This is a genomic window from Solibacillus sp. NPDC093137 (assembly GCF_050280445.1).
GTDB lineage: Bacteria > Bacillota > Bacilli > Bacillales_A > Planococcaceae > Solibacillus > Solibacillus isronensis_B.
This window is the reverse complement of record NZ_JBNNVH010000003.1, coordinates 24127-41242: the sequence shown is the minus strand read 5'-3', so window position 1 is coordinate 41242 and position 17116 is coordinate 24127. Positions and strand designations below refer to the sequence as shown.

Annotated in this window: 17 protein-coding genes; 2 read left to right on the top strand and 15 right to left on the bottom strand. The window is 40.2% G+C overall.

The window, feature by feature from the left end:
• Positions 1 to 57: 57 nt before the first annotated feature.
• The 4 genes from ACQKN3_RS13220 to ACQKN3_RS13205 all read right to left on the bottom strand — a co-directional run bounded on the left by ACQKN3_RS13220 (position 58) and on the right by ACQKN3_RS13205 (position 3242).
• Positions 58 to 882 (bottom strand): cupin domain-containing protein, encoded by an 825-nt coding sequence (locus ACQKN3_RS13220; protein WP_427712086.1) that lies wholly within the window; start codon positions 880 to 882, stop codon positions 58 to 60.
• 87 nt (positions 883 to 969) lie between these two features.
• Positions 970 to 1185, bottom strand: a complete 216-nt coding sequence (locus ACQKN3_RS13215; RefSeq protein WP_251690190.1) for a phosphoglycerate mutase — start codon at positions 1183 to 1185, stop codon at positions 970 to 972.
• Positions 1186 to 1268: 83 nt separating this feature from the next.
• A complete protein-coding gene (locus ACQKN3_RS13210) occupies positions 1269 to 2444 on the bottom strand; it encodes an endonuclease (protein ID WP_427712084.1) in 1176 nt (391 codons plus the stop codon).
• A gap of 225 nt (positions 2445 to 2669) precedes the next feature.
• Positions 2670 to 3242, bottom strand: a complete 573-nt coding sequence (locus ACQKN3_RS13205; RefSeq protein ID WP_427712082.1) for a TetR/AcrR family transcriptional regulator — start codon at positions 3240 to 3242, stop codon at positions 2670 to 2672.
• Between the two features lie 148 nt (positions 3243 to 3390).
• Between ACQKN3_RS13205 and ACQKN3_RS13200 the strand changes: the two genes are divergently transcribed.
• The gene (locus ACQKN3_RS13200; RefSeq protein ID WP_427712080.1) at positions 3391 to 4149 is read left to right on the top strand and encodes an SDR family oxidoreductase; all 759 of its coding nucleotides are present in this window, start codon (positions 3391 to 3393) and stop codon (positions 4147 to 4149) included.
• A gap of 75 nt (positions 4150 to 4224) precedes the next feature.
• On the opposite strand, the gene ACQKN3_RS13195 is transcribed toward ACQKN3_RS13200, so the two are convergent.
• Positions 4225 to 4713, bottom strand: coding sequence for an LURP-one-related/scramblase family protein (locus tag ACQKN3_RS13195; RefSeq protein WP_427712078.1), 489 nt, complete (start codon positions 4711 to 4713; stop codon positions 4225 to 4227).
• Between the two features lie 125 nt (positions 4714 to 4838).
• Positions 4839 to 5309, bottom strand: coding sequence for a peptide-methionine (S)-S-oxide reductase (locus ACQKN3_RS13190; protein WP_427712076.1), 471 nt, complete (start codon positions 5307 to 5309; stop codon positions 4839 to 4841).
• Positions 5310 to 5467: 158 nt separating this feature from the next.
• On the opposite strand from ACQKN3_RS13190, the gene arr reads away from it, so the two are divergent.
• Entirely contained in the window at positions 5468 to 5884 is a 417-nt protein-coding gene (gene arr, locus ACQKN3_RS13185; protein WP_427712074.1) for an NAD(+)--rifampin ADP-ribosyltransferase, read from the top strand.
• A gap of 51 nt (positions 5885 to 5935) precedes the next feature.
• Here the strand turns inward: arr and ACQKN3_RS13180 are convergent, their stop codons facing one another.
• The 9 genes from ACQKN3_RS13180 to ACQKN3_RS13140 form a co-directional block, all read right to left on the bottom strand.
• Positions 5936 to 7576: a DNA/RNA helicase domain-containing protein gene (locus ACQKN3_RS13180; RefSeq protein WP_427712072.1), complete on the bottom strand. Its 1641-nt coding sequence runs from the start codon at positions 7574 to 7576 to the stop codon at positions 5936 to 5938.
• Between the two features lie 63 nt (positions 7577 to 7639).
• Complete coding sequence (locus ACQKN3_RS13175; protein ID WP_427712070.1) at positions 7640 to 8512, bottom strand: NERD domain-containing protein; 873 nt, start codon at positions 8510 to 8512, stop codon at positions 7640 to 7642.
• A 141-nt stretch (positions 8513 to 8653) separates the two neighbouring features.
• On the bottom strand, positions 8654 to 9382 hold the full coding sequence (locus ACQKN3_RS13170) for an amino acid ABC transporter ATP-binding protein (protein WP_427712068.1): 729 nt from the start codon (positions 9380 to 9382) through the stop codon (positions 8654 to 8656).
• Positions 9379 to 10017: an amino acid ABC transporter permease gene (locus ACQKN3_RS13165; protein ID WP_251690198.1), complete on the bottom strand. Its 639-nt coding sequence runs from the start codon at positions 10015 to 10017 to the stop codon at positions 9379 to 9381. The genes ACQKN3_RS13170 and ACQKN3_RS13165 overlap by 4 nt, the downstream gene beginning before the upstream one ends.
• 51 nt (positions 10018 to 10068) lie before the next feature.
• Positions 10069 to 10848: a transporter substrate-binding domain-containing protein gene (locus ACQKN3_RS13160; protein WP_427712066.1), complete on the bottom strand. Its 780-nt coding sequence runs from the start codon at positions 10846 to 10848 to the stop codon at positions 10069 to 10071.
• 292 nt (positions 10849 to 11140) lie between these two features.
• Positions 11141 to 12454 carry a CitMHS family transporter gene (locus tag ACQKN3_RS13155; RefSeq protein WP_251690200.1) on the bottom strand — a complete coding sequence of 438 codons (1314 nt, stop codon included), beginning with the start codon at positions 12452 to 12454 and terminating at the stop codon, positions 11141 to 11143.
• Between the two features lie 94 nt (positions 12455 to 12548).
• A complete protein-coding gene (locus tag ACQKN3_RS13150) occupies positions 12549 to 13244 on the bottom strand; it encodes a response regulator (RefSeq protein ID WP_427712063.1) in 696 nt (231 codons plus the stop codon).
• Positions 13245 to 13248: 4 nt separating this feature from the next.
• Positions 13249 to 14805: an ATP-binding protein gene (locus tag ACQKN3_RS13145; protein WP_251690202.1), complete on the bottom strand. Its 1557-nt coding sequence runs from the start codon at positions 14803 to 14805 to the stop codon at positions 13249 to 13251.
• A 136-nt stretch (positions 14806 to 14941) separates the two neighbouring features.
• Positions 14942 to 16987 (bottom strand): catalase, encoded by a 2046-nt coding sequence (locus ACQKN3_RS13140; RefSeq protein ID WP_427712061.1) that lies wholly within the window; start codon positions 16985 to 16987, stop codon positions 14942 to 14944.
• Positions 16988 to 17116 lie beyond the last annotated feature (129 nt).

Sequence of the window (17116 nt, the reverse complement as noted above, 5' to 3'; positions counted from 1 at the left end):
TATAGTTGGTTATGTTAGTTAAGGCAAAAGAGATCGTTCAGGTTCCTTAACGCTTCACTACATATTTTTACTTTGCTGCAGAAGTTTAGACTTCCCGGACCGTTCCCACTCTTCCACTGTCTCATATGCTTCTTCCGGAGAGTATCCTTTTCCTACTAGAACGCCCATAAGAATAAATTCCTGAAGAATATGAGTAGTGTTTATCCCTCTTTGAAAATCTTCTAATCCTTCTTTCACTAAAAATTCAGTATGTCGTATCCATTCATCCGGCGCCTTCCCAGAAATAACAGGGAATTCATTGCTGTGACCTCCGCCTTCTTTCATAGACATTGCTGCAGCTTTCGTAGGGTGAACCGTTCCGAATGGATGGTTCGGCGGAGCGTAGATAGAATATAGTTTTAGTGGGATATTACCTGTATTCGTTAAGTTATGCCATGTTCCGGCAGGGATGAAAATGGCAAAGTCATCCTGGACATTTCTTCTGAAGTCTAATCGATCTTTATTTTTGCCCATTTGAGTTACCCCTTGCCCTTGCTCTATCCGTAAAAATTGATCGACATTCGGATGCATCTCCAGTCCAATATCTTCTCCCGGCTCCAGACTCATTAATGTGAGCTGCAAATGCTTCCCAGTCCATAAAGCCGTACGATACGTATTGTTTTGCTTCGATGCCTCGTTAATATTGATGACAAATGGGGTCGCTCCATAATCCTTTAACATCATTCCATTATTCCCATCGGAAACAGGAGAGGGATTTAATTGATTTATAGAAATAGCCCCATACGGGTATGTCCAGTAAGTCGGGGTTCCAACATAATTATACGGCGAAGAATTCATATAATATGGTGCTTGATATGGATACCCATAAGATTGATAATACATTTATTTCATTCCCTTCACAGAATCATCGTATTATCATATGCGACAGTTTTAAAAACGCCTATTATAGAATATAGTTACCTGTCCCTTTTATAGCTTTGTATCATAATTTATGTTCATTTTAAGTTTGTTTAAATCTTTATCAATTTTAGAAATTAATCTATGTAACTCTTCATTTTCAGAAGGGGTAAAGGTTTCGCCATTGCGTTCCCTTAAAATCACCGCTTGATTAATGAGTCTTAAACATGTTTTAATCAGTGCCAAATCCTTTTCGATTGCCTCTTTACTTATGTCTATTTCGCCCATTTATAACACTCCCTTCCATAAATTATATATCAGGAAGCACAAAAATACTCCCCTTTGCTTAAAGGAGAGTGTTTTTTCATATTTTATTCCCAAATAGCGGATGCCCACTCAGGATTATCGATAAATGGATTACGGTTATGCTGGTAATCGGTATATATAATTTCATTTCTTGTACGTTCAAAATTGTCGACCGGGTCTTGTTTATGCCATTGGAGCAGTACTGAAAGTTTCCCGTGATAAGGCGCCGTGCCGTTATTTACTTTATTATTTAATTCCAAATCTACTTCTCCGCTGTCCCCTTCATAGCGAACCGCCATATAAAACAGCATACGGGCAACATCACCTTTTACGCTGTCTCTTGGCTCCCATGAATCAGAATCATAGTAGTTGCCCGATGCTTCTGAATGCTCGTTCCCGCCATTGTCAAAGTCAAGATTGCTTCGCGTACCGTTGACACTGACATCGGTTGGACGCAAGTGATGCAAGTCAGTTCCTGCACCCATCGATGTGCCAAAGCCACCATGCGATTTTGCCCAAACATGTTCACGGTTCCAGTCATTCACGTTCCCGCCGTTTGTAAATTTGCTTTGGGAGCGGCCTGTATAAAGAAGGATGACGTTATTCGAATTGTTCGGATCTTCATCTGTTTCGCGAAGAGCTGTCCATACATTGGAATACGAAATTTCGGTATGGTCATCTATAATATTATGCAAAGCCGATTTTAAAGCTGTGCCGGTCTTCCCTATAGCTGCATCATAATAGGCACCCGTAGAAGGATTTGGTGTCGGAATCGGCTCAGGTTCGGCAGGACTTCCCCCCACTATTTCAAATGCTGTACTATTTTTCAATCCAGGATGAGAAAAGTATGCGGACAAGGCACCCGTGATTTTTACGCTTTTCCCCATTAATGAAGGATTTGATTTTAATCCGTAAGAAGAGCGGAAAGAAGTTGGAATCTGTACATAGATCATGTTAGCGGTATTCGTTTCATTCGCATTGTCCGCTATAGCCAATGCATAGTCATTCGGAAAACTGCCTGTAAGGACCGTCGTTGTTGATGTAGGTTGTCCCACCACATAACCTTGAACTGTTTTTGTGGAGTTGTTTTGATTGCTGATTGCCTGAGATACGGAGTAAGGTGTCGACCATGACCCGTCCCCAGCTGCTGCATTTGTAACAGTAGATTGAAGAGGCTGAATTAAAATGAAAACAATAAGTACCCAAGAAAACAGTAGAGTTACATTTCGATTTTTAACCATTTTTCTCCTCCTAGTTATGCAATTTAAGTTCAATCAGCAAACGCCAACCAACTCCCCTTTATATTATCATAAAATTATTAATATTCCGTTAATTTTCGAAGTAAAATCGTTAAATTATTTAATTACTTGTTAAGAATGTGATGGAGTTATTTTAGGCACGTCAATAAAGCAAAAAGGCTAGAAAATGAAATAGTCCACTACTCCATTTTCTAGCGATTATAAATTTCATTTAAGCGATTGCCGGAATTTCACAATTTCCACAAGGCGATTGTTCATCATATCAACGGAGTCTTCAAAGTTATTCAAGTACCATTGAATGAGTAATCCGATAATGGCATTTGCATTGTAGGCATGCAAATATTTCTTTAACTCATGTTCATGCTTTACATAATCGGTCTCATCCATCAGCTTGCAAATTTCATCAAAGAGCATGTAATAATATTTCATCGACACATCTTCAGATAATACAATTTTGTAAAAATCCTCGTATTTTTTTACGTGGTCGAAAATCTTTACTGAATTTGGGTTTAAGTTCATTCCGCTGACAGTTAGTTCCAACCCTTCTTTAAATGGCTCATCATATGAAATTTGTAAATCCAGCATAATTTCTTCGAACAATTCCTGAAGTACATCGTCAACACTTTGATAATGGAAATAAAACGTCCCGCGATTAATCGTCGCTTCTTTACAAAGCTCTGTAATTTTAATTTGGGGCAATGACTTTTCCTTCAATAATAAAAGTAATGCTTTATGTATTGTTTTTTTCGTTTTGATAACACGAAGATCATTTTTATTCATGGCGACCTCCTTTATTGTACAATTCTATCAAATCTGTTGGATATCGTACAACACGAAGGTTTTTTGCTGATTGAAAACGCTTTAATTTGTGTATTATAATTTTATTGTACAGATGTATAATAATTATATTTCAGGAGGATGATTTCAAATGAAATTACAAGGTAAAGTAGCCATCGTAACTGGTGCAGCTTCTGGTATGGGGAAAGCAATCGCTGAACTTTATGCAAAAGAAGGCGCAAAAGTTGTCGTTTCAGATTATAACGGTGAAGGTGCAAAAACAGTAGCAGACGCAATCGTGGCAGCTGGCGGACAAGCAATCGCAAACAAGGCAAACGTAGCAGAATTAGCTGACATCGAGCGCATGTTTGAAGAAGCTAAAGCAGCTTACGGTCAATTAGATATTTTAGTAAACAACGCTGGAATCATGGACGGCATGGAGCCAGTCGGTGAAATTACAGATGAGAAATGGGATCGTGTTTTCTCAGTAAATACAATGGGTGTAATGCGTGCTATGCGTATCGCAACGAACCTCTTCCTTGAACAAGGTCACGGTGTTATCGTAAACAACATTTCAGCTGGCGGTTTACGTGGTGCTCGTGCTGGTGCAGCTTATACTGCTTCGAAACATGCAGTTGCTGGTTTAACGAAAAACACAGGTTATATGTACGCTAACTCTGGCATCCGTTGTAACGGTATCGCACCAGGTGGCGTAATGACAAACATTCAATCATCAATGACAGGTGTTTCTGAGTTCGGATACAGCCGTCAATCTACTGGTCAAGGCACAATGCCTCGTGCTGGTCAACCGGAAGAAATCGCTAAGCTTGCATTATTCCTAGGTTCTGATGATTCAAGCTTCATCAACGGACAAGTCATTGCTGCTGATGCAGGTTGGACTGCATACTAATTTTCATGTAGCTGATAGATTAAATAGAGAGACAAAATCTTAGATCACTCGGATTTTGTCTCTCTTTTTCTTGCTTTAAACAGACGCCGCTGCATCCTGATCAGCTTTCACACAATCGATTGCAATAACAATAGCAATGATGATTTTTTCCATGTCATCCTTCAGTACTTCTACCTTGTAGCTATCCCCCCATGTAAACCATTCCTTGCTTACTTGTCCGATGACTTCCCCATGCTGTTTTACTGCAAATTGCATATCCCACCAGTTCCCCTCAATTTCCACCCCAACTGCATCCACCGAATAGCGTGCCTTGAAAAGCGAGAGCTCCTTCTGGATTGTCAATACCTCTTGTCCTTCGACTTCCACATAAAATTTTGGCAGCAAGCTGAGCACCTTTTTCGTAATTAGCGCGACTTCATTTCTTGCTGTATCCATAATCGAGTACGTTTTCGGTATTTGCATAAAACTTCCTTCCACAAAATATACATCATTTTCGTGCTGATCCATTACCGTAAATTTTCCGCTAAGACTGAAAACCTTTTGTTTAATATAGAGCTGTTTCATTCAAAATACCTCCTTTAGTTAATACCTTTACGATTAAATGAGAAAAAAGATTCAATCGCTAAAATGTTGATGCGACTAATAAAAATGAACCTTCCATCTCAAACTTGACTGGAAGGTTCACTTTTTCATTTATATTTCGTTAATAACGCTTCAGGAATATGGCAGTAATCATCCGGACATCTTGTTAACCGGTCCTGATGCTCTTCCGCACTTCTCACATAGTTAGTGAGCGGCAGCACTTCCACAACAATCCGGTCAGCATCCGGTCTCGCTGTAATATATGCTTTTGCATCAATCAAGTGTGCTTCGTTTTCGCTATAGACACCCGTTCGGTATTTCTCGCCTACATCCTCGCCTTGTTTGTTCACACTGTACGGATCGATGATTTCAAAAAAGTACCCCATTAATTCGCGCATCGATACACCATTCGGATCAAACTCGGTTTTAACACACTCGGCATACCCATCATAATCGCCGTCCAGAGTGGTTGTCGTTCCGTTTGCTCTTCCGGCTTCAGTAAATGTTACACCAGGCAATGTTTTCATAAATGCCTGTACACCCCATAAACACCCACCTGCAAAATATACAGTTTCCATCTCGGTCACTCCCCTATGTAAACTAGTCCTTTGTGCTATGTATGTCGATCTTACATTCTCTCTACTATTAGTATACCATTTCAGGCTATATATTTTTAGACTACTCTTTTAAAATTTCCGTACTATACTGATAATACAAAACGAAAGGGGTGTGTCCTATGAAAGATCAAACAGATGTCCTCGATCGGGGTCCTTTTTTTCATGGTACGAAAGCAGAACTAAATATCGGAGATTTATTGGAGCCTCTTCACTTATCCAATTATCAGGATAAGAAATCGAACTATATTTACTTTACCGCAACATTGGAAGCTGCAAAATGGGGTGCCGAATTGGCAAGATCAACAGCAAAAGAGCGAATTTATATTGTTGAACCATTAGGTGAATTCGAAAATGACCCGAACGTTACGGACAAAAGATCCCCAGGTAACCCAACACGCTCATATCGTTCGAAATCTCCTTTGAAAATAGTCGCCGAATTAGGTTGTTGGGAGCGCCATTCCGATGAAGTCATCAATCATATGCTGGCATCTTTAAAGAAATTAAGTGAAGAAGGGAAAAATGTAATTTACGATTAAACCGGTAAAAAGCCAGGTACACAATATGCTCTTGTGTGTACCTGACTTTGATTACTTACTGTCTCGATGTTGATCGGCTAACAACTTGTTTCGTAATGCTTCATCACTTGCATAAATGTAGAGCCCTTTAATCCCGCGCTTCATTAAAATATTAATCGAGTTCAGCACAATCTTTTCCTTCGCTTCGTTCACATCGGCAATGCCTTCCGTGCCTGAGTAGGCCCCTTTATCCATATACTTGCTCGGATCAATGGCAATTTCATTTCGCACAGCATCATATTGAACAGATGGTCCGAGCACAACACCTACGTAATTTAAATCGAACCCTTGAATCGTATAGATCGAGCCGGCTTCATGCACCGTTTCAGGCTTTTCCGCCCATGTATATTTCGTACTTGTCGTATTCCAAGGCATTTTGTATGCGCCGTTTGATTCGTTCACATAATACGTCCCGCCATCTTTTTTATGCAAGTAATCAAATGTTGAAACGACCCGGCTTAAGCCAAATTCACTGTTGCGCATCTTTATTGCATCATGCATATCCTTCATCGTTTCGAACACTTTGAATTCATAATTTTCATCATGAGGCAGCGGAAGCAGCTTTTTATTTTTGAAGGCATTAATCCAATTAATGACATCATCATTTGCCTGCATCCGGAACTGGTTCGTTAACTGGTATTCTTCAGTGTACGTACTTTGCTTCTTTAATTGTTCAAGTGTTGCCGCACCCCATAGACTCTTCAGTTTGAGCACCTGATTTTGGTCGTAAATGATGACGACGACTTTCGCTAACTTTAATAGTTCCTCCAAGTGATTATTGCCGTGGAAGTTATTATACGTATCCGGCTTTGTCAGCAATAAATGCGCTTCATCCACAAAAATGATGTCCGCCTTTTTATTGTCTCTTTGCAGCGAATTGACTAAAGGTGTCGGCTTTGCAAAGTTTTTCGCTTTTAAATGCTTTACCTGTTTCGCAATCCCTTTATAGGTCTTGAACATTTCTTCGTGATTCACGACCAGATAATTTTCTGTTTGATAAAGCGGTGACGAAGCTTCTTCCGCCCGTTCCTGAATCGTGTTGAAAATCGAGCTTAACACAACGCTTTTCCCGACTCCCGCTTCACCTTCAATGACGAGTAAACTGCCGTATTCTTCAGGATTGGCACTTACTTGTTTCTCACAAAATTCGAGTACCTTTTCTTTCAGTTCAAGCTGCTCGAACGATAGTTCTTTAAACGGCGACAATTTAAAAATGTCTTTATTTTCAATGACATGCAGTTCATGATCGACCAGCTTTTGCTCGTGCAGCCTCTGCCAGATTTCTTTAAACAATTCTTGATCGTAATACGGCTTGTCGTAATAATTGTGTGTAAAATCGCTCGCCGTTTTACTTTTGTTTTGCAGCGTATATTTTTCATCACCAAGAAAATAATTAATCAGCTTCGTTTCCAGATGGAAGGTTGCCGAACGGTTGAATTTTTCATGCTTGATGAGGTTAATCTGACTGACGTTTTTACGGGCAGTTAAATGAGCTTTCATCCGGCTTTTAAAGTACACCGTCTCCCCAATATAAGCTTCTTTATTGCCATTTAACACGTAGATGACCGGGTAGTTCAGATAGTGTTCATTGTTATTAATCTGATTGATGCTTTCTTGCTTGAACGGCCAGGACAGTATTTCAATTGCTGACAAATTGCCACCTTCTTTGTTTTAAATCGTTGCTAATTATTAGTTACATATTAGCATACAGGATGATCATAAATCCCTCGTAAACCGGCACTTCGGAAAACCCTGACAGCCATAAAATGACCCACGCTTGCCATTACGCACTACCAAGTTACTACCGCATTTCGGACAAGCAGCATCTGTAGAAACATGAATAGGCTCAACGATTACCGGTCCTGCAGTAACGGGCTCCGCCTTTACTTTAATCACTTTTTTCTTTGCAGGTTTGGCAATTTCTTTCACGTATTCTAGATGGCGCTTTTTTATCTCCTTCTTTTGCTGCTTTGTATCAGGAACAAGTGCATGTAGCAACTGCGAAATCCTGCTAAGTTGTTCGCCTGATATTTCATTTATCGTAAATTGATTAATTGTTCGTTTTAAATGTTTTGTTTGAAGAACATGTGCTTCATGAAAAGGTTCTTTAAATTTAAATGTTGCCGCATTCGAAAACACGATTATTGAATGCAGTGGTACATCCATATCTAAGTAGTGCTGCAATGCTTTAATATGCGCTTTATTTTGCATGACCGGATTATAGAAACGTGACTTTTTCTTATAGATTGTTTGCGTCCAGTTTCTTTGACTTTCACTACCAAAGATCCACCCTGTATAATTTTTTGTTTCGATTACAAAGATGCCATTTGGCGAAAGTAATACATGATCGATCTGTGTCATTTCCCCATTCTTTTTTGGGACATACAAATCATTGTAAATCTTAACGTCCTCCCCTAAACTTTCCAGTATTTTGCGAATACGCCGTCCCCCAACATATCCTTTCAGCTGTGGTAAATAAGCATTAGAAACGAGTGAAGTTACAACAATAAAACCGATTGCTACATAAGTGTTCACCTTTAACAAAATTACTAATACCAATATGTATGAAAGTAAACCGAAAACTAACATTTCCTTCCCCCTTAAAAAGTCCTACTCTAAGTAGTTAGACATATATCATATTATCCAGTTTTTTACAACAATATATCAACAAATCATTGCAAACAAAAAGCCGGTCCGTACAAATTTTGTACGAACCGGCTTATACCCTGTCTATAATACTTTTCCTAAAAACGCTTTTGTTCTTTCTTCTTGCGGTGTTTCAAACAACGCTTTAGGATTGTTTTCTTCAACGATGTAACCGCCATCCATAAAAATAACACGGTCCGCTACTTCTTTCGCAAAGCCCATCTCATGCGTTACGACAATCATCGTCATACCTTCTCTTGCCAAGTCTTTCATAACATCAAGAACGTCCCCTACCATTTCAGGGTCAAGTGCACTCGTTGGTTCATCAAATAACATGATTTTTGGTTGCATAGCAAGTGCACGGGCAATTGCCACACGCTGTTGTTGTCCACCTGATAACTCAGAAGGATATGCATTGGCTTTCTCTACTAAACCAACTTTTTTCAACAGTTCCATTGCCCGCTCTTTAGCTTGGTCTTTCGTTAAGCCTTTTAATTTTAGCGGCGCATATGTGATATTTTGCAATACAGTTTTATGCGGAAATAAATTAAACTGTTGGAAAACCATTCCTACTTCTTGTCTAATTTGATTTAAGTTTGCATTTTTAGCGGAAATCGAATGACCGTTTACAATGACATCTCCCCCTGAAATTTCTTCAAGGCGATTCAAGCAACGTAAAAAGGTACTTTTGCCTGAACCTGATGGCCCAATAACACAGACAACTTCTTTTTCTTTAATTTCTGTGGAAATATCTTTTAAAACTTCTAGTATCCCAAATGATTTTTTAAGATTTTTTACGGTAATAATGCTCATCGCAGGGCCATTCTCCTTTCGAGGTAATTACTTAACAATGTTAACGCATATAAAATCACAAAGTAGATTGCTCCGACAGTTAACCAAATTTCAAACGCAGCAAAGGTAGCAGAAGCCTGTATGTCCCCTTTTTGCGTTAAATCGGCTATACCGATAACAGATAATAGCGATGTATCTTTCAAACTAATAATTGCTTGGTTCGTAAATGTAGGAAGCATTCTTCTAAGTGCTTGTGGCATAATAATGTCCTTCATCGTCTGAGCCCCTGAAAGGCCAAGTGAACGTGCTGCTTCTGTTTGTCCTTTATCAATTGATTGAATTCCCGCACGGATAATTTCAGAGAAATAAGCGCCGGCGTTCAATGAAATCGCAAGGATTCCCGCTGTAATATTATCCATCGGAATGAACTTTGTTACACCGAAGTAGATGAAGAATAGTTGTACAATGATTGGTGTACAACGGATGATATTTACAAATACTTTTGCAATGATATTTAAAATTGTTAATGGTGCCAATCGGAACAATGCTACGATAAGACCGATAGCAAACCCTAATACAATTGCAATAACAAAGATGTAAAGGGTCATCTTCAACCCTTCCAGTAAATAAGGTAACGCAGCGATTGCTACTTCCATATGTATTTCACTCCTCTTAAAAATAAGCACGCTATACGCGTGCTTACCGTTTTATTCAGCTAAATAATTGTCTAGAATTTCTTGATACTTTCCGCTTTCTTTCAAGTTTTCTAGACCAGTATTAATTTTTTCAAGAACCTCTTCGTTTTTACCTTTTAATACACCAATTCCATATTTGTCATCATTTAAACGGTCACCAACAATTTTTAATGGTAAATCTTGTTGTGCGATTGCATATGAGATAACTGGGTAATCTTCAAATAATGCTACAGAATTCCCGTTTTGTACTTCAAGGAACATTGATGGACTATCATCAAATTGAATCATTTCAAATCCAATCTCTTGTGCAATCGAAGTCGCATAGTTTGCGCCAACTGTTCCTTTTTTTACTGCTACGCGTTTTCCTTTTAAATCTTCTACAGATTGAATATCTGTATTTGCTTCACTTACAATAAGAGATACACCTGCATCGAAGTACGGCTCAGTGAAATCAACAACATTTTTACGTTCTTCTGTGATACTCATTCCACCCATAGCTACATCTAATTGCCCTGCTTGTAATGCTGGAATAATCCCCTTGAAGTCCATTGCTTTTAATTCCACTTCAAAACCTTGATCTTCACCAATTGCTTCGATTAATTCCACATCAATCCCAACATATTTACCATCTTTTTCGAATTCAAATGGTGGGTATGTAACATCAATACCTACTGTATACACTTCTTTTTCTGAATCAGTTGATGATGATTTTTTTTCTGTTTCTTCTCCACCGCACGCTGCTAATAACAATGCTGGTACGAGTAATAGACTTGCTAATAGATTCTTTTTCATGAATTTTCCCCTTTTATTATATATTTAGATATTTCTAAATTCAGTTTATTATTAAAAAACTGCCATTACAAGCTTTTTCGTTCTATTTTCCTTTGTTATATCATTATTTTGCTAGTTTTAGATACTTTTCTGCAATAAAATTCTATTTATCAGAAAATTTTTTCTGTTTATTTTAAATTATTATTATTTTGATTGAGCGCCATCTTAGAGAAGAATGCAGTGAAAACTAACACAACGCCAATCTATCAAAAAAGAAGCCCCCTATTAAAGGGAGCTTCTTTTTTGTTGCTATCTATATTTGTACCACACCAATTAAAACCGCAATGATCAGTAGGGTAATACTTAATCCCCACATCCAGAAGAATGAGAACTTCAAGTGTTTGCCCATTTCCAGACCTGATAGTCCAAGTGCCAACCATACTGCTGGTGCAAGTGGTGATACGAATGTGCCGACGATGTTACCGATGATCATCGCATACGCTGTCGATAATGAATCGATGCCGTACGTTAAACCGATCTGGTCAACAACCGGGAACAATGCGAAGTAGTATGCATCCGTACTTAACAGCAAGTCAAACGGTACACCAAGTACCCCGATAATAATATGTAAGTACTGGGCTAAAAAGCTTGGTAAAATATTTACGGCGTTATTGGCAATGGCCGTTAACATGCCTGTCCCGTTTAAAATTCCTAAAAACAGACCTGCTGCAATAATGATTGAAGCCATTGTCAACGCGTTCGATGCATGTGCCTGAATACGTCCCATCTGCTCTTTCGGTGTACGGTAGTTTAATGGTAAAGCGATTGCGACACCGATCAGGAACGCTAAGCCAGCTGGTAAAAGTCCTGACATTAATACAGCAAGAACAACAATTGCTAAAATCGCATTTGCCCAAATAAGTTTTGGTCGTTTTAACGTTTCATCTGTTTCAGCATTTAAAATACTATTGCTTAAATCAAATTTTAACGTTTCTCCTGTTTGCGCTCGTTTCGCAATCAGGCGTTTTTCACGGAAGCCCATAAAGATCGCAAGTAACAGCATCAGCACAACACCGATGATTTGAATTTTAATTAACGGATGCCATAGCTCTGTTACATCTGTTTCTAGAACGGATGCAACACGCCCTAATGGCCCGCCCCATGGAATCATATTGATAATCGCCGCAGAACCGCCGACTAATAGTAAAAGTAAATACGGGTTCATCCCAAGTCGAACATATAGCGGCAATAATGCCGTAATCGAAATTAAGAATGTGGAAGCACCTGAACCGTCAAGCTGTGCAATAACCGCGACAATTACCGTAACGATTGCAACAAGCACAACATTCCCTTTTGACAGCGCTACCATTTTATTGATAATTGGTTCGAATAACCCGACATCCTGCATAATCCCGAAGAAGATAATCGCAAAAATAAACATGATGGCAACACTGATTACAGAACTGATTCCATCATTGAAAAATACCCCTAAATCATCGAACGAATAGCCTGCAACAAACATCGCCACTACTGGTGGAATAACCATTGCGACAATTGGTGATACACGTCCGCTAATTAACAGCACAACGATAACTAAAATCGTAATAATACCAATAATACTTAACATTCAACAACCCCCATTGCTTAGAATTCTTATAATCTTATGACAATTCTATGTTAGGAGGAAGAATGTGCTCATTTATTTAATAAAAACAATAAAGCTAATTTTGTTCATAAGTTTCACGGAGGACATAATTCCGTTCCGGACGCCCGACTGTTCCGTAAAGAAGTTTTGTCTCCAGTATATTCATTTCCACTAAGTATTCCAAATAGCGGCGTGCTGTGGAGCGGCTCGTGCCGATTACTTCACTCAGCTGTGTCGCCGTCAATGTCGTGAACTTTTCCTCCTTAAATAAGTGAATGGCCTGTTCGAGCGTAAAGGTATCGATCCCTTTTGGCAGTGCCTTTTCAGTCGCCGTCGAATGATTTTTCCGGTAAAACAGCGTATCCAAATCTTGCTGCGATAAATGTGTTTTCTTTTGCAAAGCCGATTGCATGTGATGAAACTGCTGAAATGCTTTTTGCAGGCGAGCTTCATCAAACGGCTTCACAATATAGTCGAATACCCCATATGCATACAATGCTTCCACATGTGCACGCTCGGCCGCTGCCGTCACCATAATGATGCGGACTTCCGGGAAATGTGATCTTACATACGCAACGAGTTCATAACCTGTAACATCCGGAATATATAAATCCATCAACAGAGCGGCAGGAGGTGTGTTATGCAGGAGCGCTTCCTTTAATGAGGCCCCCGTTAGAAATTGCTGTACTTGTGCATCCGGCTGTATCGCTTTAATATAGTCTGCATGAATCGCCGCAATGCGAAAATCGTCTTCCAGTAACCATATATCCATTGAATCACTTCCTTTGTAAAATGATTAAAAAGCAGGCCCCGCCTATATCGCTTTCTTCTATTAACAGTGAGCCGCCGACTTTTTCAAGTGCCTGTTCACTGATCGCCAGACCGTACCCCCGATCATAGCCATCCTTTGTCGTAAACCCGAGAGTAAATATGTGATTTGCCGTTTCTTCATCGATTCCCGGCCCATTGTCATGCACCTCAATAATCAGCTCATGACGATATTGATGAATAAAAAGCTTAATTTGCTTGTCCGTTATGTTTGTCTGATCCAAAGCATCCATTGCGTTTTGAAGAACATTCCCTAGCGATGTTAATAATGCGTCCACTTCTTCATCATTATAATCGATTAAAACATCCTCGGTTTCGATCGTAATCGTAATACCGCGCTCTTTCGCTTCCGATATTTTCCCTTCGAGTAACGCCTGCAGCAATATCGACGGCTGTGTTGCAAGTGCCTGTTGCTGTTTCGTAGAATCTTGCTGCTCCTGCCTGATAAATGCAATCGCTTCATCAATATGGGCTTGCTTCAACAAGCCAAGGATAACGTGCAGCTTATTCGCAAATTCATGTGTTTTTGCCCGCTGCATCCGCGCCTGCTGCTTCACCAATGTCAGCTCATTAATGACCGTTTCATATTCAAGCTTAGCCCGTAAAATATATAAATAGCCGAGCTGCTCCTCATGTTTCAATGGCGTTTTGGTAATAATCATCTCTTGCTGCTGCAACGGAATTTCCAGAGCCCGAATCACGTCTTCTTTAAAAAGCCGTTCGGGAAGTAGCGTATGTAATGAGATCCCTTCTGTCAGGGATGAGATGAGTTCCTTCGCACGTGTATTAGCAATCACCACTTCATTATTCAGTGTCGTTAAGATCACACCATCCGTTGTTTCCTCAAGTATTGTATGATACGCCGAATAGAGCTTCGCAATTTGCGCCGGCTGCATACCGAGCAACTGTTCCTTTACATAAAGCGAGATCAGCACCGCACAGACAATCCCGAAAACCGCGAGCAGGAGCGTGATCTGAAGCCAACCGAAAAAGGCAGTATCAATCGTCTTTTGTATATCTTTCGTTAAAAATCCGACCGAAACAACCCCGACAACATTGCCGTCAACTAAAACTGGGACTTTTCCGCGGATCGATTCTCCCATTGAACCCGTCGTTACCGAAACAATGGACTCTTTGTTAATCAGCGCTGAATCATTATCCCCGCCGACCATCGACTGGCCAATCTTTTCAGTGATCGGATGGGTGTAGCGAATCCCTTGCTCATTCCCTATCACGACGAAACTCGCTCCGGTCTGCATTCGTATATCCTCTGCAATCGGCTGAAGAATGGAAGACGGATTTTCCGCAGAAAATGCATTGACTATATCCGGCCGCTCAGCAATCAAGTATGCACTCGTTAACGCCTTTTCTCCCATTTCCTCCAGTACCGATTCATCCAGATAGTGATTGATCAACAACAAAAACAGCACACAAATTGTGAATATGATTCCGCTGATGGTGATAAGAAGACGGGTTGTTAATGATTGTTTTACGCGGGTTATCATGGGACGAGCCTCCTTTTGAGCGGTGTTATTATTAGTTTAACATGTAGAATGATCTCGTTTAACAGGATTCAGATGAAACCACCGCAAAAAAACACGTAAAACCTTTTATGAGTAGGGTTTTACGTGTTTTTAATAACTATGCTAATTTCCGATACCAGAACCGTTGGGCTGCTATCGCTTGTATGAATTGGGTTGCGAACTCCTGCATATCTGTTCCTGTTATGACACCCGGCTGACCTAAAATCTGATTTACACGCAGCCATTCAATACCCGCACCCGTCGCACCAATTGGCTTGTAATGTGAATAGGCTTCATCGATGAAGTAGGCCGCATCCTTGTTGAACATGACGTTTGTGTTACTTCCCCTTACCATATAAACAGCATCAAACAGCACGGATTTTGCAGTTAGGAAGGTGTTTTCGGCTTTTACGACCACTCCGTCTGTTCCGAATACCATCCCAATATGTTCGCTAATAATTTCCGGAACAATGCCTTGGTTAATCAATTGATGGAGCACGTAATTAACTTCCGGACCATTGAATCCCTCTGTCAAAATGACCGCTACTTTCCGTGTTTGTACGGATTTCACTGTATTTTCCTGGCTGAGTGCCGGTGAGGACTTTGATACCGCCGAACCGCCCCTTGCAGGAGGTTGTGACCCGATATTTATTGCAAAGGCGGTTGCTAGTTCCATATCTACATTGGCGAACATATTCACTACCTGCTGTTTAACAGATTCACTTTTCACTTTACTTAGTTCAAAGCTGAACGCTTCAATGATATGCATTTTTTCAGGTGGGCTCATACTGTTCCAGAAAAGTGTCGCTTGTGAAAAATGATCGGCAAAACTTTCACTTCGAGCCCGGATTTTTACACCGTCCACTCTTTCCTGATAAGAAGCATATCCGCCTTTATCCGGACTTACAGGTGACGGCGTGTTCCCGGCTAATGAATTTCGGTGATAACTCACTTTCCCAAGATTAATCGTCTGTCGGTGAAAGCCTTCCCGCTGATTGTTATGGAAGGGGACAACCGGTCTGTTAATCGGGATCTCATGGAAGTTAGGTCCGCCCAGACGAAGTAATTGTGTATCTAAATACGAAAATAGCCGTCCTTGTAATAATGGATCATTTGTAAAATCGATCCCTGGCACGACATTCCCCAAATGGAAAGCAACCTGTTCTGTTTCCGAAAAGAAATTATCTACATTCCGATTTAACGTCATCTTTCCGATAATATTTACAGGAATGTCTTCTTCCGGCCAAATCTTTGTCGCGTCAAGGATGTCAAACCCGAGGCTGAATTCGTCCTCTTCCGCAAGAATCTGAACACCTAGTTCGAATTCAGGGAAAAAGCCGTTTTCAATCGCACCCCATAAGTCATTGCGGTGAAAATCCGGATCAATGCCCGCCAGTTTACGGGCCTCGTCCCATACTAAAGAATGCGTTCCCAATAAAGGCTTCCAATGGAATTTTACGAAATGTGCTTTTCCTTCCTCATTGACGAGACGAAACGTATGCACACCAAATCCTTCCATCATCCGGAAACTACGTGGGATGGCGCGGTCTGACATGATCCACATGATCATATGGGCAGATTCCTGGTTATTCGCGACAAAATCCCAAAACGTATCATGGGCAGTGGAAGCTTGCGGTATGTCATTATCAGGCTCCGGCTTAAATGCATGTACAAGATCCGGGAATTTTATGGCATCTTGGATGAAAAAGACTGGAATATTGTTGCCAACTAAATCATAATTCCCTTCCTCGGTATAGAATTTCGTTGCAAATCCTCTCGCATCACGTACGGTATCGGCAGAACCACGGGAACCATTGACAGTAGAAAATCGAACAAATACAGGCGTCTTTCTAGATGTATCCTGAAGGAATTTCGCTCTTGTATAATTTTTCATGTTTTTATATAACTGAAACTCCCCATGCACACCGAAGCCACGTGCATGGACAACGCGTTCTGGAATTCGTTCATGGTCAAAATGGGTTAGTTTTTCACGAAAATGAAAATCCTCTAGTAAAGTTGGCCCTCTCACGCCCGCTTTTAATGAGAATTCATCTTCCGACACTTTTAACCCTTGATTCGTTGTAAGATCTTTTCCTCTATCATCTGTTCGGAAAATATCTAATTGTTCGTCCTTGCTGTTCTTGCGGTCATTTTGCTCATCCATCCAATATCCCTCCTCAACATTAAATGGTATGAGTCCATGGAATAATTTATGTAAAAGTAAGCATTTGCAAAAAGCTCTTTTAAACAAACCCTTTTATGCAATTAAACGCATTAATTTGGATTATTTTGA